This window comes from Nonomuraea sp. NPDC051941 (genome assembly GCF_044593615.1).
Genome location: NZ_JBIUCF010000073.1, coordinates 18,685 through 39,331, shown reverse-complemented (window position 1 = coordinate 39,331; position 20,647 = coordinate 18,685). Strand labels below are relative to the sequence as shown.

Genomic DNA, 20,647 nt, shown 5'->3' with positions numbered 1-20,647 from the left:
ATGGCTCAGGGCGTCGGGGTGACGGTGGGGAGCAGGGTGCGGGCCAGGCGGTAGGCCTCGGTGAGGTCGTCGCCGCGGTAGTCCAGAGCGGCGAGGTCGGCGAGGTGGTGGTCGGCGTTGACGGCGACGGTGTGCGGCAGGTGGCGGAACAGCGGCGCGTCCGACATCGAGTCGCCGTAGGCCAGGCATTGCTCGCGGCCGAGCTCGAGCCGGGCGCGGGTGCTGTCGGCGATGCGGACCTTGTCGGCGGGCGTCAGGACGCCGCCGGGGTCCAGGGGCGCGGTGAAGGGCAGGGGCGGGAAACTGGAGGCGGCGACCTCGTCGAAGCCGAGCTCCAGCAGGTGGCGGGCGAAGAAGTCCGGGGCCATGGTGATGACCAGGGAGTGTTCGCCGCGGGCCCGGATGTCGGCGCAGACCTCGGCGATGCCGCCGAGCCAGGGGGCGGCGGCGTAGGCGGCGGCCACGACCTGGGGGGTGAGGTCGGCCCAGAGGCCGGGGAGGGCGGCGGAGAAGCCCCGGGTGTCGAGCTCGCCGGCGGCGAAGCGGGCCTCCATCTCGAGGAGCCGCGGCGTGGTGCCGGTGTGGTGGGCGATCTCGAGGCTGGCGGTGGATCCGGCCAGGAGGGTGCCGTCCATGTCGAAGATATGCAGGATGCCCATGGTTGTCCGATTATGTCAGGGCACCCCGCTCGGAGATCAGACGGTGTTCAGCTTGCGGAGGGCTCGGGAGATGCCGTCGAGCGCGGCGTCGAGGTAGCCGGCCCGCAGGCCGTGCGTGATCCTCAGGTGGCGCGCCGCCGAGGCGGAAGTTCTCGCCGGCCCCTCACTTGAAAGGTTGCCTGGTAAGTTGTCAGCCAGACTTTCTTGCCAGATCAAGTGTGTCAAGAGAGGGAAATGTAAATTACGTCGTGCATGTCCTGTCGGACGTGCCGGAAACCTGTCAGGCAACCTGACTTCACGCCGCCGCATGCGGGCACGACGAAGACCCGCCTGTCGGTACAGGCGGGTCTTCGTCGTGCGGACGCGGGTCAGCCGTCGGTGGCGGCGGCCCCCAGGATCTCGTTGCGGTAGGTCAGGAGGTGCCGGCGCCACACCTCCGCCGCCTCGGCGGCATTGCCCTCCCGGATGTGCCTGATGACCGCGCGCGACTCCTGGACGTGGCCGTCGCGGGCACTGGCCTCGGCCAGCGCGCGGCGTCGCAGCTCCTGCCACAACGGCCCCGCGACATGCCGCAGCGCCTCTTCGAGGGCCTGTTCGAGCAGGGGGTTGCGGGCGGCGCGGGCGATGGCCCGGTGCACCGGCAGGTCGCTCGCGTAGGCGCCGGTCTCGGCGTACTCGGTCTCCAGCTTGGCCAGCGTGGCCTCGAGCAGCTCCAGGTCCTCCGGGTGGCGCTTCTCCGCGGCCAGCGCGGCCAGGGCGGGCTCGATCGCGAGCCTGGCCTCGAACACCTGCGGCGGCAGCACCTCCACGCCCCAGGTCGCCACGGTGGCCGCGGTGCCCGTGACCACCGTGCCCCTGCCCTTGTGGGACTTGGCCAGCCCGGCGAGCTCCAGGGCGGCGAGCGCCTCCCTGATGGTGGGCCTGCTCACCGCGAAGTTCTGCGCCAGCTCGCGCTCGGAAGGCAGCTTGTCGCCGGGTTTGAGCTGCTCGTCGCGGATCGCCGCGACGAGCTGGTCGGCGACTTGGACGGCCGCGCTCCTCTTGACCACCGGAGTCACCGAGAACCTCGCGCTGCCACTTGTCACTACTCGATGCTCCTCTTTTGTGACCGTTTGTGCGCTCGTTGGCATCATATCAAGCGGCTAGGCAACCTGACATGCTGACCAGCGACCACCGTCATACGGAGCTCAGCACGGCGTCTCACCAAGGTCAACCACCGTGGCCGTGGTCAGCATCATGCCCAAGGGCGCTTGGGACGGGCATGACCGGCCCGATCGCGGCTGGCACAGGGTTTGCGTCCGCACTGCCATGACGTTGCCCGCCACGGGTAGCAATAAGCCGAGGCCTACGAGGGCGCGCACGGGTGACGAGGTTTGTGGAAGCTATGGGGGCGATGGCGCGGTCACGTGCGGGGAATCTGCCACTGGAGCTCACGAGCTTCGTCGGTCGCAGGAACGAGATCGCCGAAGGCAAGCGCCTGCTCACCTCCGGCCGGTTCCTGACGCTCACCGGAGTCGGCGGGGTGGGCAAGACGCGGCTGGCGCGGCGGATCGCCGCCGAGATGTCACGCGAGTACGGCGACGGGGTCTGGCTGGTCGACCTGGCCCCGCTGATGGCGGGTGCGCTGCTCACCGAGACGGTCGCCGACGCCGTCGGATGCCCCCGGCAGGATCCGGCCTCCCTCGCCGAGTACCTGCACGACAAACGGCTGCTGCTGGTGCTGGACAACTGCGAGCACCTGCTGCCCCAGGTCGCGGCGCTGGTCGGTGACCTGCTGGCGATGGCCCCCGAGCTGCGCGTCCTGGCCACCAGCCGGCAGGCGCTGCACGTCCCGGGGGAGCTGGTCCTCGAGGTCCCGCCGCTGAACGTGCCGGGGACGGCCGAGATGTCGATCGACGGCGTCCTGGAGAACGAGGCGGTGCGCCTGTTCGAGGACCGGGCCGCCTCGGCCGTGCACGAGTTCAGGGTCACCGAAGCCAACAGCGCGGCGGTGGCGCGGCTGTGCCGGCGGCTGGACGGCATCCCCCTGGCCATCGAGCTCGCGGCGGTGAGGGTGCTGGTCCTGTCCGTGGAGCAGATCCTGGAGCGCCTCGACGACCGGTTCCGGCTGCTGACGACCGGGCCCACCACCGCGCCGCCGCGCCAGAAGACGCTCCGGGCGCTGGTGGACTGGAGCTATGACCTCTGCTCCGAGGAGGAGCGGACGCTGTGGGAGCGGCTGTCGGTCTTCTCCGGCGGCTGCGGCCTGGACGCGATCGAGCACGTGTGCTCGGAGGGCGGCATCGCCCCGGAAAGCCTCATGGACCTGCTGACCCAGCTGGTGGACAAGTCGATCGTGCAGCGCCGCGGGCAGGCCTCCGACGTGCGCTTCGAGATGCTCGACACGCTGCGCCAGTACGGATGGAAGCGGCTCGTCGCCTCCGGCCAGGACCAGGCCCTGCGGCTGCGCCACCGCGACTGGTGCCGCCGGCTGGCGGCGCGGGCGGAGGACGAGTGGTTCGGCGAGCACCAGATGGACTGGCTCGGGCGCCTCGTCCAGGAGCAGGGGAACGTGCGCTCCGCGCTGGAGTTCTGCCTGGGCGCGCCGGGCGAGGCGTGGGCCGCGCTCGAGATCGCCGCCGCGATGTGGAGTCACCGGCTCTCGTGGAGCTCCCCGAGCGAGGGCCACCACTGGCTGGAACGGGCGCTGGCGCAGGAGTCCGGCGCCAGCGCCGGGCGGGCCAAGGCCTTGTGGGTCGACGCGTGGCTCGTCCTGCTGCGGGGCGACCCGCAGGCCGCCAAGCCGCTGCTGGAGGAGTGCCAGGCGCTGGCGGAGCGGCTCGGGGACGAGGCCCAGCTCGCCGGCGCGCTGCACATCACCGGGTTCGCCGCGTTGCTGGCCGGCGACTTCTCCCGCGCCATGAAGCTCCTCGACGAGGCGCTGACCCGCCGCCGCGCCCTCGGCCACCGGGGGCACGCGTGGGTGGCCCTCTTCCAGCTGGCCATGACGGCCGTCCTCATGGATGACCCGCGGTCCACGGCGCTCTGCGAGGAGGTGCTGGAGACGGCCGAGCGCGCGAACGCCGAATGGTCGATCTCGTACGGGCTGTGGGTCGCGGCCCTCGACCGGCGGCGCCAGGGCGCGCTCCGGGAGGCCGTGACCATGATGCGGGACGCCGTGCGGCTCAAGGTGCGCTGCAACGACCACCTCGGCCTGGCCCAGTGCCTGGAGGGGCTGGCCTGGATCCTGGCCGACGACGAGCAGTACGAGCAGGCCGCCCAGATGCTGGGCGCCGCCCACATGGTCTGGCAGTCGATCGGGACGTCGCTGCCCGGCCTCGGGCACCTGGTCGGCGCCCACGACCGGTGCGAGTCCGGCCTCCGGCGGAGTCTCACGGAGCGGGCGTTCAAGGCGGCCTTCGACCGTGGCGCGGAGCTCACCCTCGAGCAGGCCGCCGCGTACGCGCTGGACGAGAAGCCCGCGCGGCGCGCGGAGAGCGCCCAGCCCGAGTCCGACGCCACGTCCATCCTGACCCGCAGGGAGCGGGAGATCGCCGACCTGGTCGCGAAGGGCCTGAGCAACAAGCAGATCGCCGAGACGCTGGTCATCGCCCAGCGCACCGCGGAGTGCCACGTCGAGAACGTCCTGCGCAAGCTGAACTTCTCGTCCAGGTCGCAGATCGTCAAGGCGTGGGAATCGCGCCGCCCCGATGGCGAGTGACCCGCGTCCCCGGCCGGGATCGGCGGCGGACCCGGATCCGCTCGTCCGGATCCGGGGGCTGCGCAAGAGCTTCGGCGGCATCCACGCGCTGTGCGGAGTGGATCTCGATCTCCGCCGCGGCGACGTCCTCGCCCTGCTCGGCGCCAACGGCGCGGGCAAGTCGACGCTGATCAAGATCCTGGCCGGCGTCCACCACGCCGACGGGGGAGAGGTCGTCGTGGCCGGCCACCCCCTGGGCAGCCAGGCCGCCTCCGCCGGCATGGCGTTCATCCATCAGGACCTCGGCCTCGTGGAGTGGATGACCGTCGCGGAGAACATCGCCCTCGGCAGGGGATACGCCCGGCGCGGCGGCCTCATCTCCTGGCGCGCGGTACGCCGCTGCTGCGTGGACGCCCTCCGGATCATCGCCGCCCGCCTCGACCCGGACGAGCCGATCGCCGGCCTGACGCGGGCGGAGCGCTCGCTGGTCGCCATCGCCCGCGCGCTGGCCACGGACGCGCGGATCATCGTGCTGGACGAGCCGACCGCCTCCCTGCCCGCCGCCGAGTGCGAGCGCCTCTTCGACGTCCTGCGCACGCTCCGCGATCGGGGCCACGGGATCCTGTACGTCAGCCACCGGCTGGACGAGGTCTACCGGATCGCCGACCGGGTCGCCGTCCTGCGCGACGGACACCTCGTCAGCCAGGGGCCGCTCGCGGGCCGCGACCCGGCCGACCTGGTGCGCGAGATCGTGGGGCGCGAGGAAAGGGCCCGGCGGCGCCGGGCCCGCCGGGCGGGAGAGGTCCTGCTGAGCCTGGACGGCGTGCGTGCCGGGCGGGCGGGGCCGGTGGGGTTCGACCTGCGGTCCGGCGAGGCGCTCGGCCTGGTCGGGCTCACGGGAGCCGGGCACGCGGACCTCGGCCGCGCGCTGGCCGGCGCGTATCCCATGGCGGCAGGCCGCGTGCTGCTCGGCGGCGGCCCGTACCGGCCGGCCTCGGTCGCGGCGGCCGTCGGCGCCGGGGTCGGTTTCGTGTCCGGCGACCGGCAGGAGGAAGGAGCCGCCGCCGACCTGAGCGTGCGGGAGAACCTGCTGGCCAACCCCGGCGCGCGCGGCCGATCGCCGCTGAGCCCGCTGAGCCCGCGCCGCGAGCGCGCCGAGACGGCGGCGATCGTCGAGCGCCTGCGCGTCCGCCCGGCCGACCCGGAGGCGCCGTTCGCCGCCCTGTCCGGCGGGAACCAGCAGAAGGTGCTGATCGGCCGCTGGCTCGGGGCCCGCCGCCGGCTCCTGATCCTGGAGGAGCCCACGGCCGGCGTCGACGTCGGCGCCAAACCCGAGATCCTCCGGCTGCTCGACGAGGCCCTGGCGGCCGGGGCCGCCGCGCTCCTGGTCTCCGCCGACTTCGAGGAGGTCGCGAACCTGTGCGACCGGGCGCTCGTGTTCGCGCGCGGGACGGTGACCGCCGAGCTGAGCGGCGACGCCCTCACCGTCGCCGCCCTCACCCGGGCGGCCACGGCCACCCCAGGGACGGGCCGTTGCTGACGGACGACCGCACACCCCGGAGACGGCCCTCCGCCGGCAGGCTGATCGGCGGGTACGGGCTGCTCGCGCTGGCCGTCATCCTGTTCGCCGCGTTCGCGCTCGCCCTGCCGGACACGTTCCCCACCATGGCCAACCTGACCGCGATCGTCTCCGCCTACTCGATCATCGCGGTCCTGGCGCTGGGCTCGATGATCCCTATCATCACCGGGAACTTCGACCTGTCCCTCGGCTACGGCCTGGGCCTGTGGCACGTCATGACGCTGCTGCTGATCGTGAACGCCGGCTGGCCGTGGCCCGCGGCCTGCCTGGCCGTGCTCGCGGGCGCGCCGGCGGTCGGCGCGGTCAACGGCCTGCTGGTGGAGTTCGCGCGCATCGACTCGTTCATCGCGACCCTCGGCACCGGCAGCATCCTGTACGCCGTCACGGGCTGGGCGACCCAGGGCGCCCGGATCTTCCCCGGCCCCCAGGGCCTGCCCGAGGGCCTGACCGGCCTGTACGACTCGACGCTCCTCGGCCTGCCGGCGCCCGCGTTCTACGTGATCGTCCTGGCCGCCGCGCTGTGGCTCGGGCTGGAACGGCTCCCCGTGGGCCGCTACCTCTACGTCATCGGCTCGAACCCGCGGGCGGCGGAGCTGGTCGGGATCCCGCTCCGCCGGTACGTCGTCCTCGCCTTCGCGGGATCCGGCCTGGTGACCGGCTTCGCGGGCGTGCTCCTCGCGGCCCAGCAGCAGATCGGCAACCCGAGCGTCGGGCTGGACTACCTGCTGCCGGCGTTCGTGGCCGCGCTGCTCGGCTCCACCACGATCAAGCCCGGACGGGCCAACCCCTGGGGCACGGTCGTCGCCATCGCGGTCCTGGCCATCGGGCTGTCGGGCATCAGCCAGCTCGGGGCGGACTTCTGGGTCACCCCGCTGTTCAACGGCGCCACCCTGCTCGTCGCCGTCGGGCTGGCCGGCTACTCCGCGCGGCGCCGGGCGCACACCGGCCGGAGCCTTCCATGAACCTCGCCCGCCTCGTGGCGCTCGTCCTGGTCGCCGGCGGCTGCTCGCTCGGCACCCCGCCACCCGCCCCCGGAGGGAGGTGCCACGACGTGGTGCACACCGCCAGGCGGGCGGTCGCCGGCGCCGAGGCGACGGACGTGCCCTGGGGCGGTCCCACGAGCGGGCCGCGCGCCGTCCCCGGCAAGAGCATCGTCTTCGTCGCCTCGACCATGACCAACCCCGGCGTGGCCGGCACCGCCGACGCCGTACGGGCGGCCGCCCGGTCCGTACGGTGGAGCTTCCGCGTGATCGACGGCCAGGGCACCCCCGCCGGGATCCGGGTGGCCCTGGGCGAGGCGGTCGCGCTCCGGCCGTCGGGCATCGTCATCGGCGGGTTCGACCCGGGGTCTGTTGCGCAGCAGGTCAAGCAGGCCAACGCCGCCGGGATCCAGCTCGTGGGATGGCACGCGACCAAGTCACCGGGCCCCAGCGCGAACCCCCGCCTCTTCACCAACGTCACCAGCCGGGTGGAGGACGTCGCGCGGATCAGCGCGTACTGGATCATCGCCCGGTCGAACGGCCGGGCGGGCGTGGTGATCTTCACCGACTCCTCGATCCCGTTCGCCGAGAACAAGTCCCGGCTCATCAAGCAGACCCTGGCGACCTGCTCTGGCGTCCGGCTCCTGTCCTACGAGAACATCCCGCTCCCCGACGCGGGCACCCGCACGCCGCAGGAGGTCTCGTCCCTGCTGTCCCGCTTCAGGGACCTGTGGACGTACTCGGTCGCCATCAACGACGTCTACTTCGCCGACGCCGCTCCCGCGCTGCGCGCCGCCGGCAAGCCCGGGGAGGGGCCTCCCTACTCCATCGGCGCCGGGGACGGGGACCCGTCGGCGTTCCAGCGGATCCGCGCCCGGCAGTTCCAGCACGCGACCGTCCCGGAGCCGCTGAACGCGCAGGGCAGCCAGATCGTCGACGAGCTCAACCGCGCGTTCGCCGGGCACCCGCCGAGCGGGTACGTGACGCCGGTGCACCTGACCACGACGGCGAACGTCGACGATGCCACGTCCTGGGACCCGCGCGGCTACCGCGACGCCTACCTGCGGATCTGGCTCGGGTAGGCCCTACCAGCCTCGGGACCGCAGGAAGGCGGCGCAGCGGCCGGTCCAGTCGCCCACGACGGGATCGGCCTCGGCCAGCCCCAGCCCGTGCCGGCCGCTGGGATAGACGTGCACCTCCAGGGGGATCCGGTGGCGGGCGAGCGACCGGGCCACCTGGAAGGTGTTCTCGACGGGGACCGCCTCGTCGTCGGCCGTGTGCCACAGGAACATGGGCGGCGTGGCCGGGCCGACGCGGTCGCCGAGCGACAGCTCGGAGCGTACGGACTCGGGCGCGTCCGGGCCGAGCAGGTTGGCGGCCGAGCCCTGGTGGGCGGCCGGTCCGGTGAGCGCGGCGACGGGATAGCAGAGCACGGCGAGCCCGGGGTGGGGATCGGCCCCGTCGACGGCGTCGTGCGGGCCTTCCGGCAGCATGGAGCCCGCCTCGGTGGCGAGCAGCCCGGCCAGGTGGCCGCCCGCCGAGAAGCCGAGCACCCCCACGCGGGCCGGGTCCACGCCGGTCGAGGCGGCGTGGTGCCGCACCCAGCGCACCGCCCTGGCGGCGTCGAGCAGGGGCAGCGGGTGGCGGTGCGGCGCGATCCGGTAGCGCACGACGAACGCCGCGATGCCCAGCGAGTTGAGCCAGCGCGCGACCGGCGCGCCCTCGTGGTCGGCGAGGTGGTGGTAAGCGCCGCCCGGGAGGACCACGACGGCCGGGCTGGGGCCGTCGTGCCGTACGGGGAAGGCGGTGATGGTCGCCTCGGCGGTCGTGGGCCACAGGGGGTGCTCGCTCATGCCGTGCCTTTCTGCGTTGTCCGAGACGGATGTTAGCGAGGGCCCGATGTGAGCGGTTCGGTTAGGTTGGTCGCGTGTGCGAGCTCCCACACCGAGGGCGAGGGCCGATGACGGATGCCGCGCGACCGCTGAAGGGGCTGCGGATCGTCGAGCTCTCCAGCTACGTGGCCACGCCGCTGTGCGGGATGACGCTGGCGCAGCTGGGCGCCGACGTGATCAGGGTCGAGCCGATCGGCGGGGCTCCCGACCGTACGCGCTGGCCGCTGGCCGAGAGCGGGACGAGCCTGTACTGGTCGGGCCTCAACAAGGGCAAACGCGCCATCGAGGTGGACCTGTCTGCCGAGGACGGGCGGCGGCTCGTCGCCGACCTGGTCGTCGGCGGGGGACGGCGCGGCGGGATCGTGATCAGCAACGCCGACCGGCACCCGGAGCTGACCCTCGAGGCGCTGCGGGCCCGCCGCCCCGACGTGATCCACGTGCTGCTCACCGGCCGCCGCGACGGCGGGATCGCGGTGGACTACACGGTCCAGGCGGCGACCGGGTTCCCGCTGCTGACCGGCCCGGAGGACGCCGGGCAGCCGGTGAACGGCGTGGTGCCCGCCTGGGACCTGGCCGCCGGCCTCTACCTGGCGGTCGGGTTGCTGGCCGCGGAGCGGCACCGCGTACTCACGGGGGAGGGGCAGCAGGTGCGGGTGGCGCTGGAGGACGTCGCCCTGGCGGTCGCCGGAAGCCTCGGCTACCTCGCCGAGGCGCAGCTGAACGGCACCTCGCGCGAGCGGATCGGCAACCACGTCTACGGCACCTTCGGCCGGGACTTCGCCACCGCCGACGGCGGGCGGCTGATGGTCGTGGCGCTCACCGAGCGGCACTGGCGCGACCTCCTCGCCGCCACCGGCCTCACCGGCGTGGTCTCCGCGCTGGCCGCCGCCCTCGGGGTGGACTTCGGCGCGGAGTCCGAGCGTTACCGGCACCGCAGGGTGCTCGGCGACCTGATCGCGAGCTGGTTCGAGACCCGTACGCTCGCCGAGGCGTGCGAGGCGCTGCGGGCCACCCGCGTGCTGTGGTCGACGTACCGGAGCTTCACGGAGCTGGCCGCGACGCTGCCCGGGAACCCGCTGATGGGGAAGGTCGCCCAGCCCGGGGTCGGCGAGCACTGGGCGCCGGGCTCGCCGCTGGTGATGGACGGCGAGCAGGCCCCTCCTGAGGCGTCGCCCGAGGTCGGCGGGCACACCGAGGAGGTGCTGCGGGCCGAGCTCGGCCTGTCGGGTGCGGAGCTGGCGGCGCTGCGGAGCAACGGCGTCATCCGGACGACGCGGGGAAGGTCCACGTGAGCTGGGAGCCGCACACCCTCACCACTCGGGAGACAGTGGACCCGGGCCCGGTCGCCGCGCTGTCGGCGCTGTTCGACGACGGCACGCCCGCGGTCGGCCCGGGAGACGCGCTGCCGCCGCTGTGGCACTGGCTCGCCCTGGCCCGCTGGCCCGTCTCGTCCGTGCTCGGCGCGGACGGCCATCCGGCGCGCGGGTCGTTCCTGCCCCCGGTGGAGCTGCCGCGGCGGATGTTCGCGGGCGGCGAGGTCGCCTTCCACGCCCCGCTCGCGGTGGGGAGCACGGTACGCCGCGAGGCGCGCGTGGAGTCGGTCACCGAGAAGCCGGGGCGCTCGGGCCGGCTGGTCGTCGTGGTCGTCGCCATCCGGCTGTACGACGAGCATGACCGGCTCGCCGTCGAGGAGCGGCAGGACCTCATCTACCGGGAGGCGGGGGCCGTCCCGGAAGAGGCCGCTCCGGCCGGGCCCGCGGCGGCCCTGGCGCCCGCCGGCGCGCCTTTCGCCCGGGCGAGGGAGGGTACCTGGCGGTTCGCCACGGACCCGACGCTGCTGATGCGGTTCAGCGCGGCGACGTCCAACCCTCACCGGATCCACTACGACTGGCCGTACGCCACCCGCGTCGAGGGCTACCCCGGCCTGGTGGTGCACGGGCCCCTGATGACGCTCGCCCTGGCGGAGGTCCTGCGCCTGGAGGGGCGCGGCGCGCCCGTGGCGCGCATGCGGCACCGGAACCGCAAGCCCCTGTTCTGCGGCCGGCCGGCGCTGCTGCGGCGGATCGACGCGGCCACGCTGGGCGTGTTCGGCCAGGACGAGGAGCCCCACAGCACCTTGGCGATCGAGTTCGGGGGAGGCGCCGGCCGTGCGTGAGATGACCGAGCCCGGCCGCGCGCGTGCCGTCGTGGAGGCGCTGCGGGGCGTCGTCGGCAGGGCCGCCGCCCATGTCGCCTCCGCGGACCGGGACCAGGCCGTGGCCTACGACGTGGCGTCGATGTCGGCGGCGGTCGCGGCGGCCGGGGCACTCCTCGACCACGTCGCGGACCACCTCGGTGGCCGCGGCGTAGACCCTGGAGCCGGCCACGGCGCAGATCCCGGCCCGGGCCACGGCGCGGACCTGGCGCTGCTTTATGCCGCCGACGTCGCCGCCGATCTGGCCGGTCGCCTGACCGGCAGGGAGTCGCTGTGGGGCGTGGACGGGACGGCCCTGGACGGCGTCGCCGCCGACGTCGCCGCGGGACGCGACCCGGCGTTCCTGGAACGCGTCGCCGAACGCGTGCTGGCCACCCGCGAGGCCGGGCCCCGGCACCTGTCCGCCGAGCTGCAGCTGGTCCGCGCCGCCTTCCGCGAGTTCGCCGCCGACCGCATCACCCCCGTCGCCGACCGGATCCACCGCGAGGACGAGGACATCCCCGCCGACATCATCGACGGGCTCGCCGGCATGGGCTGCTTCGGGCTGTCGATCCCGGCCGAGTACGGCGGCGGCGCCGAGGGCGACGAACTGGCCGCCATGGTGGTCGTGACCGAGGAACTGTCCCGGGCCTCGCTGGGCGCCGCCGGCTCGCTCATCACGCGTCCCGAGATCATCGCCACCGCGATCGCCCGCGGCGGCACCGAGGAGCAGAAACGGCGCCGGCTGCCGATGATCGCCTCGGGGGAGCGGCTGTGCGCCGTGGCGGTCACCGAGCCCGACTTCGGCTCCGACGTCGCCCGGATCACCACGAGCGCGACCCGCGACGGCGACGAATGGGTGCTGAACGGCGTCAAGACCTGGTGCACCTTCGCCGGCCGCGCCCACTACCTCCTCGTCCTGGCCCGCACCGACCCGGCCGGGCACCGGGGCCTTTCGCTCTTCGTGGTGGACAAACCCTCCTTCACCGGCCACGAATGGCGCCTCACCCAGGAGGGCGGCGGGTCCGTCGAGGGGCGTGCCATCCGTACGCTCGGCTATCGGGGCATGCACTCGTTCGAGGTGCGCTTCGACGGCTGGCGCGTCCCCACGGCCGACCTGATCGGCGGGGAGGGCGGTCTCGGGCGCGGGTTCTACCTGCAGATGCAGGCGTTCGCGAACGCGCGGCTGCAGACCGCGGCCAGGGCCGTCGGGGTCATGCAGTCGGCGCTGGAGCTGGCCGTGGACTACGCGCGGCAGCGGTCGGTCTTCGGCCGGCCGCTCGCGGACTACCAGCTGACCCGTGCCAAGATCGCCAGGATGGCCGGGTCGATCGCCGCGTGCCGGGCCTTCACCTTCGCGGCGGCCCGGGCCGTGACGGCCGGCGACGGCCAGCTGGAGGCCGCGCAGGTGAAGCAGCTCGCCTGCCGGGCGGCCGAATGGGTCACCAGGGAGGCCCAGCAGCTGCACGGCGGCTACGGGTACGCCGAGGAGTTCAGCATCTCGCGGCTGTTCGTGGACGCGCGCGTGCTGTCCATCTTCGAGGGCGCCGACGAGGTCCTCGCCCTGCGGGTGATCGCCCGCAGGCTGATGAAGCCCTGACGACGAAATCGGTTGGCGGAGGCCGCGGATCGGCCGAGATCATGGCCCTCATGTCGATCCGTACGGCCCGTGAAGCCGATCTGCCCGCCCTGCTCGCCCTCGCCGTCGCCTTCTACGAGGAGGACGGCTTCACCACGCCGGAAGGCGACCTCGGCGCCAACCTCACCACCTTGGTCACCTCGCCCGCGGCCCGGGTCGCGGTGAGCGAGGAGCACGGCCGGATCATCGCGTTCGCGATCACCACGACCTCGTTCGGGCTCGAGTCCGGCCTGATCGCCGAGCTCGAAGACCTCTACGTCGCCCCGGAGGCGCGCAGGCGCGGCGAGGCCAACGGGCTGATCGAGGACAGCCGGAGCTGGGCCGCGGAGCTGGGATGTTCCCTCCTGGAGATCGTGATCGCCCCCAACGGCAACGACGTGAGCCATCTCTTCGACTTCTACGGCAAGCGTGGGTTCCAGGACGAGGGGCGCCGCCTGCTCAGCCAACCGCTGTCCAGGACGTGATCACGCTCTGGTGGCGACCTGGAGAGGCCGGCGGACGCCGGTGGCGGCGGCGCGGTCGCGCCACCAGTGCAGGCCGGCGGCGTCGGCCTGCTGTTCGAGGGTGGTGAGGTGGGCGGTGGCGGCGTCGTGATGGCCGGTGGCGGTGGCGAGCAGGGCGAGGTACCAGTCGACGGGGCCCAGGCAGAGCACGGCTGACAGGGCGGAGATGCGGCCGCTGTAGGGGAGCAGGGCGGTGTAGGCCGTACGGCATTCGTGGGTGCGGCCGAGCGCGGCGACGGCGGCGGCGCGCAGGCAGGTGGCCGACAGCCAGGACCAGTCCGGGGGAGGGGCTTGACGGGGGCCGCCGTTGAGGCGCCGCGCGTGGTCGAGGTGGCCCTGGGCGCACAGGTGCAGGGTGGTGGCGTCGTGGTGCAGGGTGGGATGGACGCCGCGGACGGTGGCGATGAGCGGCGCGGCGTCGGCGATGGCGCCGCGGTGGTAGCAGAGCGCGACGCGGCCGGTGGCGACGGTCTGGCGGGCATGCCAGAGGTTGAGGTGGCGGGCCTGGTCGTCGGCGTCGTCGTAGAGGCGGTCGGCCTCGTCGAAGCGGCCGTCGAGGGTCTGCCGGTTGGCGTGCCAGAGGGTGTGCTGGAAGCGGGGCCAGGGGAGCGGGTGGAGTTCCAGGAGTGCGTCGCAGCGGGCGGCGGCCCGATCGGCGCCGGCCACGTCGAACGCCTCCAGGCGGCCACAGGCGTCCACCATGCCGGCGAGCAGCTCGACCTGAGGGTTGTCGGTGTGTTCCGCCAGGTCGTGTAACTCGCCGGTGAGGTCCGTCAACCCGGTGAGGGCCCGGGGCCGGGGCACGGTGAGACGGCGGTCGTCGCGGGTGCGGGTGAGCGGGCGGGGGTCGTCCACCGGGTGCCGGTCCGTCAAGGGCAGGCCCGTCAGGGGTCGGTCCGCCACGGGCCGGCTCGCTTGGTACGGGTCGCGTAGCAGCGACAGGGAGGGCCTGCCGAGCGCGGTGAGGGCGCGTACCACCAGGCCGGCGCCCGCGTCGGCGCGGTCGGCGGCGCGCAGGGCGGCGGCTCCGGAGCGGCGGGCGGCGTCCCGGTCGCCGGCCGCCTCCAGGGCCTGGACGTGGTGGAGGAGCAGCTCCACGTGCTGGGCGGGGTCGCCGCCCGAGGCGTCGTGGGCGGCCACCGCATGGCCCCACCACCTGGCCGCCTCCGCGTACGCCAGGCGCAGGCCGGCCTGCTCAGCGGCGGCCACGGCCCAGCGCACGGCCTCGCCGTGCGAGCCCGCCTGGACGGCGTGCCAGGCGATGGCGGCCACGTCGGCGGACGGGCGGGCGGCCAGGGCGGCGGCCAGGTCCCGGTGGACGGCGGCCCTGCGCCGTGAAGGCAGGCCCCCGGCCAGCGCCTCCCGCACCAGATCGTGCACGAACACCAGCCGCCCACCCCCGGCGACGGCCGGCTCCACGCGAAACGCGCGCCCGCCCCCGACGGGCAACCCCGCGCCGACGGCCCGACCGGGCGCATCCTGCGCGCAGGGCAGCCCCATATCGGTGGGGAGGTCGAATGCGTCGCCGGAGACGGGTAGCGCCGCGTCGGTGGCGAGGTCGAGCGCGTCGCCGGAGAGGGGCAGTCCCGTGCGGGCCGTCAGGTCGGCGCTGGGGGCGAGCAGGCCTGCGTGGGTTGCGCGGTCGAGCAGGTCGGCCGCCTCGGGGCCCGCGACCCGCGCCACGATCGCCGGGTCGAACTCCCTGCCGAGCACCGCCGCGACCGCCAGCACGTCCGCGACCTCGGCATCGAGCTGCGACCGCACCAGCCCGGCGACCGTCTCCGGGACGGCGTCCACGGCGTCCACGGAGTGCCCGCCGGCCCGCAGCCGGAGGCATTCCCGCACGAAGAAGGGGTTGCCGCCGGTCCGGTCGGCCAGCCGCGCCGCGGCCTCGGCGTCGAGCTCAACGCCCATGCCGGCCGCCATGGACCGTACGGCCTCCGGCGCCAGGCCCCGGACGCGCAGGCGGACGAGGTCGTAGCGGGCCAGCCGGCTCAGCGGGTCGTCGAAACCCGGGCGGAACGCGGCGACCAGCGTGACGGCGGCACCATCCAGTCGCATGACCAGGTCCCTGAGCAGGTCCAGCGACGCGGAGTCGGCCCGCTGCAGGTCGTCCAGGACGATCACCAGCGGCCGGACGCGCGCGGCCGCGGCCAGCCACCGCGCGACGGCGTGCGCGTCGGCCGGGCGGTCCGCGTCGAGCAGGCCGGCCAGGGTCTGCCGGTCGCCGGGCGGGCAGTGCTGTTCGAGCGTCCGCAGCACCTGGACCCACGGCCACAGCGGCGGCAACCCTTCGGCGTCGTGGCAGCGCCCCCAGAGCACGAGCTGCCCGAGCGCGGCCGAGCAGTGCTCGCCGAACTCCTCCAGCAGGAACGTCTTGCCGATCCCCGCCTCGCCGCTCACCGCCGCCAGCCGCAGGCCGGTGCGGGCGGCCCGCTCGGGCAGCGCCATCAGCTCGGCGAGCCGGTCGTCCCGGCGAGCCGGTCGGGGCTGGGTCGGCACGACCAGGGTGGCCGGGGCGGCCGGCTCCAGGGAGTCGGCCTGGCGGAGGATGTCCTGTTCGAGGGAGCGCAGCTCGGGGCCGGGGTCGAGGCCGAGCTGGTCGGCCAGCTGCCGGGCCGCGCGGCGCAGTACGGCCAGCGCCTCCGCCTGCCGCCCGGTGCGGTACAGGGACAGGGCGAGCAGGCACCACAGCCGCTCGCGCAGCGGGTTCTCGGCCGTCTCCGCCTCCAGGTCCGTGATCACGGCCTGCGGGCGGCCCAGGTCGAGCAGCGCCCGGGCGCGCCGCTCGAGCGCGACCAGGCGCAGCTCGCGCAGCCGGCTCACCTCGGTGAGGGCCCAGGTCTCGTCCCCGAACTCCCCGTACGGCATGCCCCGCCACAGCCCGAACGCGGCGTCCAGGCAGGTCAGCGCCTCCCCCGGCGACTGGAACTCCGACCGGCCCACCAGCTCCTCGAACCGCGACGCGTCCACGTCATCGGCGGCCAGCAGGTAGCCGGGCGGCCGCCCGATCAGCACCTTGGGCTTGGCCCACGGCCCGCGGTCCGGCTCGATCGCCCGGCGCAGGTTCGACACGTACGAGTGCAGCGACGACAGCGCGCTGGGCGGCGGCGTGTCCCCGTACATGTCATGGATCAGGGTGTCGGTGGAGACCACGACCCCCCGTGCGATGAGGAGCCGGGCCAGCACCGCGCGCGGGCGGGCCCCGCCCAGGCCGACGGGCTCCCCGCCGTCGGCACGGACCTCGAGAGGTCCCAGAACTCGAAATTCCACAGCACGTCCGGTTCGCTCAGGCGGATCTGGAGAAGTCAGGCGGATCTGGAGAAGAGGGTGGCCGCGGGCCGCAGGGCCATCAGCAGGCCGAGCGCGGCGTACCCGATGACCAGGTGAGTGCCGCCGACCCAGCGGGCCAGCTGCTCGCCGACCAGCAGGTAGCAGGGGACGGTCACGACCGCCCAGCTCTCCGCGATGAGCGGCCACCAGCGCAGCACCCCGCGCCACCGCGCGGTGGCGGCGAGCTTGACGCTGATCGCGGCCATGCCCAGCATCGACAGCGGCCAGCAGATGTCGAGGAAGGCCAGCCAGGTCTCGTCCTTGACGCCGTCCGGCAGGACGCCGTGCAGCAGCGACCAGACGCTGGCGAGGCCGAGCACCGCGGCCTCGAGCTTGAGCGCCACCGCGGCGCCTCGCGAGGTGCCGATCGCCCGCGTCTTCATCTGCACCCAGAGCAGGCAGAAGATGCCGAGCTGGAACACCAGCCCGGTCAGGTCGATGATCCGCTCGCCCACGCCGACGCCTTGCGTGCCGTGGATGTAGATGGCCGTCGCCCAGGTCAGCGAGCCGACCATCAGCCCGATCCCGGCGCGGCGGACGGCGCTCTCGCTCACGGCCGGGGCGGCGCCGGTGCAGGGGGTGGAGTTGAGCACTTGGGTGTCCGTACGGGCCCGGGCGGGCTCGTTGCGGATGTGGGCGTCCATGGGGTTCCTTCCGGTTTGTTGCGATGCCCCCAACGATGTCCGCCCGCTGTCCCGGGCCGGCAGAGCCGCCCGTCCCTGATCCGGTCCCGAGGCGCCCCGTCGTGTCCCGGGACAGGCTGTCCCGGGACAACGGGACACAAATCCGGCGACAATGCTCAGGTGACAAAAGCCAGCCGCCTGTCCGCGGTCCCGGCGGCGCTCGCGGTCGTGCTCACGGTCGGCACGGTGCTGCTGGACGTCCGCAATTCCGGGATCTCGTTGCCGCCCGGCGCGGGCCTCGAAGCCGTGAGCTGGCCGGCCGCGGTGTCGGGCCTGGCCCAGGCGGTGCCCGGCGCGCTGCTGCTGCGGCGGCTGCCCCGGCATCCCGTCGCCTGGGTGCTGACCCTGTCGGGCGTGCACTGGGCGCTGAACGGCTTCTCCGGCGCCTGGTCGGTGTACGCGATCTACACCTCGCCCGGGGCCTTCGCGGCCGCGCCGGCCTACTGGTTCTACGCCCGGTTCGGCGCGGCGCTGCTGGTCGGGCTGCCGCTGCTGATCCTGCTCTTCCCCGACGGGCGGCTGCCCGCCGCCAAGGGCTGGCGACGGCTGTCGATCGCCGGACTGGGGCTGGCCGGCTACCTGCCGCTGGTGTGGATATTCGTGCCGGCGTCCGCGATGATGCGGTTCGAGAACGCCCCCTTGCCCCCGGAGATCCTGCGGCTCGGCCTCGACGCCGTCAGCCTGGAGCTGCCGTACGAGGCGTGGGCGGTCCTGCTCGGCCTCGCCCGGGCAGGGGCGGCGGTGAGCCTGATCATCCCCTGCGCGGTCATGGTGCACCGTTACCGGCGGGCGGACGCGGAGCGGCGCGCCCAGATCCGCTGGCTGACCTGGGCCGCGCTGGCCGACATGTTCGTGCTCCTGGTGCCCCTGGAGCAGCTGTCGTCGGTGCTCATGTGCGTCGGGATCGCTCTCACCTCCGCCGCGGTGCTGATCGCGGTGACCGAATACCGCCTGTACGACATCGACCGGCTGCTGCCGGCGACCTTCCTGTACGGGATGCTCGCGGTCCTGGTGGTGGCGATCGACGTGGCCGTGTTCACCGTCGCGGGCAGCGTGCTGGGCGAGCGCGACTCCGCGCTGGCCGCCATCGCGATCGTCTCGGTGGCGTACGCGCCGCTGCGGACGTGGTTGTGGCGGGCGGCGCGGCGGCTGGTGCGCGGGGCGCGCGACGACCCGTACGCGATGGTCTCGACGCTCGCCGAGCGGCTCGAGGTCACCACCGAGCCCGACGCGCAGCTCGCCGCGCTGGCCCACACGGTGTCCGAGGCGTTCCGGCTGCCGTACGTACGGGTGGAGATCGAGCGGCCGGGCGGCGTGCGTACGGTGGTCGAGCACGGCGCCCCGGACGGGCCGCAGCTGTCGCTGCCGGTCGCCTACCGCGACGAGGCCGTGGGCCGGCTGGTCCTGTGCCGGGCCGACCTGACCGAGCGCGACCAGCGGCTGCTCGGCGACCTCGTCCGGCAGGCCGCCCAGGCGGCGCGGGCCAGCGAGCTCAGCGCCGACCTGCAGCGCATCCGCGCCAGGCTCGTGACCGCGCGCGAGGAGGAGCGCCGCCGGATCCGCCGCGACCTGCACGACGGCCTCGGGCCCAGCCTCGGCGCCGTCGCGCTGCGCATCGAGACCGCCCGCAACCTGGCCGCCACCGCGCCCGCCGAGTCCGACCGCATCCTGGAGCAGACCGCGGCCGAGGTCTCCGTCGTGCTGGCCGACGTCCGCCGCCTGGTGCACGACCTGCGCCCGCCGGCGCTCGACGAGCTCGGCGTGCTCCGGGCCGTGGAGCAGCAGGCCGACCGGGTCCGCTCCGGCGGCCTGCAGGTCGCCGTGACCGGCGACGACGCGCTCGGCTCGCTGCCCGCCGCGGTGGAGGTGGCCGCGTACCGGATCGTGTCGGAGGCGCTGGCCAACGTGGTGCGGCACGCTGCGGCGACGCACTGCGAGATCATGCTCGGTGTGCGCGGGCGAACCCTGGAGATCACGGTACGCGACGACGGCCGCGGCATCGGCCGCGACGTCGAGGCCGGGGTCGGTATGTTGTCCCTGCGCGAGCGGGCGGCCGAGCTCGGCGGGGAGTGCCAGGTCACCTGCCCGCCCGGCGGCGGGACGCTCGTCAGCGCGCGACTTCCCCTCGAACAGACCACGGAGGTGGCCGGTGTCCGATGAGACGATCCGAGTGCTGCTCGCCGACGACCATCCGGTCTACCGCGACGGGCTGGCGGCGCTGCTGGCCTCCCTGCCCGGCATCGACGTCGTGGGCACCGCCGCGGACGGGCGGGAGGCCGTCGCGCTGGCCGCCGACCTGCAGCCGGACATCGTGGTCATGGACGTCAGCATGCCGGAGCTGGACGGCATCGAGGCCACCCGCCGGGTCGTCGCCGACAGCCCGCACATCGGGGTGGTCATGCTGACCATGTCGGAGCAGGACGCCACCCTGTTCGCGGCGATGCGCGCCGGAGCCCGCGGCTACCTGCTCAAAGGCGCGAACCAGGCCGAGATCGTCCGCGCCATCCAGGCCGTCGCCCACGGCGAGGCCATCTTCGGGCCGTCGATCGCCCGGCGGGTGACCGAGTTCTTCACCGCGCCGCCGACCGAGGATTCGGCGTTCCCGCAGCTCACGCCGCGCGAGCTGGAGATCCTCACGCTGATCGCGGCCGGCCGGTCGAATCCGCAGATCGCCTCGGAGCTGTTCCTGTCGCCCAAGACCGTGCGCAACAACGTGTCCAACATCTTCGCCAAGCTGCACGTGGCCGACCGCACCGAGGCCATCATCCGCGCCCGCGACGCGGGCCTCGCCCGCTGAGCCCCTTCGAAAAGAGGGGGTTGTCAGGGGTTGCGCTTTCTACGTGGACGACTCCAGGTGCTGCTGGATGACGGCCATGACGTCCTGGGGCGAGGCCGCGCGGCTGAAGGTGGCGACGACGATCTGGTCGCCCTTGTCCTGCGGCTGCTCCAGGTGGCGGAAGGTGGCGATCACGTACCGGAGCGCGTGGTCGAGGGGGCCGGAGGGGTCGTACGTGCCGCCCGCGCGCAGCCATCCCCGCAGCACCTGGTTGTGCGCGGCCACCACGGAGGCGGCCATGAGTTCGGCGCGCAGGCCGGCGTCGGGGGAGTCGCCCAGCCACTCGCCGACGAACTCGCGGAACAGCCGCTGGTAGCGGGCCACGCTGGCGATCTCCCTGTCGCGTAGCGCCGGCACGCGGCGGACCAGGCGATATCGGCGCAGCGACACCTCCGCGTCGTCGACGTAGTGAGCGAGCACGATGCGCACCGCGTCGGTGATGGCGACGATCGCGGTGTCCGCGGTCGAGGCCCGCAGCCGCGCGGCGATCCTGTCCAGCAGGGTGTCGTGGTCGGGGAAGATCGCGTCTTCCTTGGAGCGGTAGTAGCGGAAGAACGTGCTGCGGCTCACGCCTGCTCGCGCGGCGATGTCGTCGACGGTGGTCTCGTCGTAGCCGCGCTCGTCGAACAGCGCCACGGCGGCTTCGGCGAGGCGCTGGCTGATGGGCGGTTTCGGCACGTGGTCATTCTCC

The 20,647-nt window shown here is 74.1% G+C and carries 17 protein-coding genes; 10 read left to right on the top strand and 7 right to left on the bottom strand.

From position 1 onward, the window contains the following. Window positions 1-5: 5 nt before the first annotated feature. From ACIHFD_RS61800 to ACIHFD_RS61790, 3 genes are all read right to left on the bottom strand, one after another. Window positions 6-659, bottom strand: coding sequence for an HAD family hydrolase (locus ACIHFD_RS61800; protein ID WP_397374924.1), 654 nt, complete (start codon window positions 657-659; stop codon window positions 6-8). 36 nt (window positions 660-695) lie between these two features. Continuing rightward, window positions 696-875, bottom strand: a complete 180-nt coding sequence (locus tag ACIHFD_RS61795) for a hypothetical protein (protein ID WP_397374923.1) — start codon at window positions 873-875, stop codon at window positions 696-698. Between the two features lie 152 nt (window positions 876-1,027). Then, entirely contained in the window at window positions 1,028-1,744 is a 717-nt protein-coding gene (locus ACIHFD_RS61790; protein ID WP_397374922.1) for a FadR/GntR family transcriptional regulator, read from the bottom strand. A 308-nt stretch (window positions 1,745-2,052) separates the two neighbouring features. Here ACIHFD_RS61790 and ACIHFD_RS61785 point away from each other — a divergent pair, with 308 nt between their 5' ends. From ACIHFD_RS61785 to ACIHFD_RS61770, 4 genes are read left to right on the top strand one after another with little or no spacing between them, the layout of a single operon-like run. Then, window positions 2,053-4,359 (top strand): LuxR C-terminal-related transcriptional regulator, encoded by a 2,307-nt coding sequence (locus tag ACIHFD_RS61785; RefSeq protein ID WP_397374921.1) that lies wholly within the window; start codon window positions 2,053-2,055, stop codon window positions 4,357-4,359. Continuing rightward, a complete protein-coding gene (locus ACIHFD_RS61780; RefSeq protein ID WP_397374920.1) occupies window positions 4,349-5,878 on the top strand; it encodes a sugar ABC transporter ATP-binding protein in 1,530 nt (509 codons plus the stop codon). Before ACIHFD_RS61785 ends, ACIHFD_RS61780 begins: the two co-directional genes overlap by 11 nt. Next, window positions 5,872-6,879: an ABC transporter permease gene (locus ACIHFD_RS61775; RefSeq protein WP_397374919.1), complete on the top strand. Its 1,008-nt coding sequence runs from the start codon at window positions 5,872-5,874 to the stop codon at window positions 6,877-6,879. Before ACIHFD_RS61780 ends, ACIHFD_RS61775 begins: the two co-directional genes overlap by 7 nt. Continuing rightward, entirely contained in the window at window positions 6,876-7,979 is a 1,104-nt protein-coding gene (locus tag ACIHFD_RS61770; protein WP_397374918.1) for a substrate-binding domain-containing protein, read from the top strand. Before ACIHFD_RS61775 ends, ACIHFD_RS61770 begins: the two co-directional genes overlap by 4 nt. 3 nt (window positions 7,980-7,982) lie before the next feature. Here ACIHFD_RS61770 and ACIHFD_RS61765 read toward each other — a convergent pair whose 3' ends face one another. Continuing rightward, complete coding sequence (locus tag ACIHFD_RS61765; protein WP_397374917.1) at window positions 7,983-8,750, bottom strand: alpha/beta hydrolase; 768 nt, start codon at window positions 8,748-8,750, stop codon at window positions 7,983-7,985. A 107-nt stretch (window positions 8,751-8,857) separates the two neighbouring features. Here ACIHFD_RS61765 and ACIHFD_RS61760 point away from each other — a divergent pair, with 107 nt between their 5' ends. Genes ACIHFD_RS61760 through ACIHFD_RS61745 form a run of 4 tightly spaced genes read left to right on the top strand, consistent with a single transcriptional unit; the run spans window position 8,858 to window position 13,065 of the window. After that, a complete protein-coding gene (locus tag ACIHFD_RS61760) occupies window positions 8,858-10,081 on the top strand; it encodes a CoA transferase (RefSeq protein ID WP_397374916.1) in 1,224 nt (407 codons plus the stop codon). Further along, the gene (locus ACIHFD_RS61755) at window positions 10,078-10,944 is read left to right on the top strand and encodes a MaoC family dehydratase N-terminal domain-containing protein (RefSeq protein WP_397374915.1); all 867 of its coding nucleotides are present in this window, start codon (window positions 10,078-10,080) and stop codon (window positions 10,942-10,944) included. The genes ACIHFD_RS61760 and ACIHFD_RS61755 overlap by 4 nt, the downstream gene beginning before the upstream one ends. 1 nt (window position 10,945) lies before the next feature. Further along, window positions 10,946-12,562 (top strand): acyl-CoA dehydrogenase family protein, encoded by a 1,617-nt coding sequence (locus ACIHFD_RS61750; RefSeq protein WP_397374932.1) that lies wholly within the window; start codon window positions 10,946-10,948, stop codon window positions 12,560-12,562. A 50-nt stretch (window positions 12,563-12,612) separates the two neighbouring features. Then, window positions 12,613-13,065: a GNAT family N-acetyltransferase gene (locus tag ACIHFD_RS61745; RefSeq protein WP_355198100.1), complete on the top strand. Its 453-nt coding sequence runs from the start codon at window positions 12,613-12,615 to the stop codon at window positions 13,063-13,065. Here ACIHFD_RS61745 and ACIHFD_RS61740 read toward each other — a convergent pair whose 3' ends face one another. Together ACIHFD_RS61740 and ACIHFD_RS61735 are read right to left on the bottom strand one after the other, a co-directional pair. After that, window positions 13,066-16,377 (bottom strand): BTAD domain-containing putative transcriptional regulator, encoded by a 3,312-nt coding sequence (locus tag ACIHFD_RS61740; RefSeq protein ID WP_397374914.1) that lies wholly within the window; start codon window positions 16,375-16,377, stop codon window positions 13,066-13,068. 35 nt (window positions 16,378-16,412) lie between these two features. Beyond that, entirely contained in the window at window positions 16,413-17,081 is a 669-nt protein-coding gene (locus tag ACIHFD_RS61735; RefSeq protein WP_397374913.1) for a hypothetical protein, read from the bottom strand. 159 nt (window positions 17,082-17,240) lie between these two features. Here ACIHFD_RS61735 and ACIHFD_RS61730 point away from each other — a divergent pair, with 159 nt between their 5' ends. Continuing rightward, the gene (locus ACIHFD_RS61730; RefSeq protein WP_397374912.1) at window positions 17,241-19,280 is read left to right on the top strand and encodes a sensor histidine kinase; all 2,040 of its coding nucleotides are present in this window, start codon (window positions 17,241-17,243) and stop codon (window positions 19,278-19,280) included. Then, a complete protein-coding gene (locus ACIHFD_RS61725; RefSeq protein ID WP_185077309.1) occupies window positions 19,270-19,917 on the top strand; it encodes a response regulator transcription factor in 648 nt (215 codons plus the stop codon). The genes ACIHFD_RS61730 and ACIHFD_RS61725 overlap by 11 nt, the downstream gene beginning before the upstream one ends. A gap of 39 nt (window positions 19,918-19,956) precedes the next feature. Here the strand turns inward: ACIHFD_RS61725 and ACIHFD_RS61720 are convergent, their stop codons facing one another. Further along, window positions 19,957-20,634, bottom strand: a complete 678-nt coding sequence (locus ACIHFD_RS61720) for a TetR family transcriptional regulator (RefSeq protein ID WP_350726961.1) — start codon at window positions 20,632-20,634, stop codon at window positions 19,957-19,959. Between the last annotated feature and the right edge of the window lie 13 nt (window positions 20,635-20,647).

What these genes read in the sequence shown, in the direction of transcription:
- ACIHFD_RS61800 (WP_397374924.1), bottom strand. Translation starts at nt 659, where the DNA reads ATGGGCATCCTGCATATCTTCGACATGGACGGCACCCTCCTGGCCGGA.
- ACIHFD_RS61785 (WP_397374921.1), top strand. Translation starts at nt 2,053, where the DNA reads ATGGCGCGGTCACGTGCGGGGAATCTGCCACTGGAGCTCACGAGCTTC.
- ACIHFD_RS61780 (WP_397374920.1), top strand. Translation starts at nt 4,349, where the DNA reads ATGGCGAGTGACCCGCGTCCCCGGCCGGGATCGGCGGCGGACCCGGAT.
- ACIHFD_RS61770 (WP_397374918.1), top strand. Translation starts at nt 6,876, where the DNA reads ATGAACCTCGCCCGCCTCGTGGCGCTCGTCCTGGTCGCCGGCGGCTGC.
- ACIHFD_RS61765 (WP_397374917.1), bottom strand. Translation starts at nt 8,750, where the DNA reads ATGAGCGAGCACCCCCTGTGGCCCACGACCGCCGAGGCGACCATCACC.
- ACIHFD_RS61760 (WP_397374916.1), top strand. Translation starts at nt 8,858, where the DNA reads ATGACGGATGCCGCGCGACCGCTGAAGGGGCTGCGGATCGTCGAGCTC.
- ACIHFD_RS61750 (WP_397374932.1), top strand. Translation starts at nt 10,946, where the DNA reads ATGACCGAGCCCGGCCGCGCGCGTGCCGTCGTGGAGGCGCTGCGGGGC.
- ACIHFD_RS61745 (WP_355198100.1), top strand. Translation starts at nt 12,613, where the DNA reads ATGTCGATCCGTACGGCCCGTGAAGCCGATCTGCCCGCCCTGCTCGCC.
- ACIHFD_RS61735 (WP_397374913.1), bottom strand. Translation starts at nt 17,081, where the DNA reads ATGGACGCCCACATCCGCAACGAGCCCGCCCGGGCCCGTACGGACACC.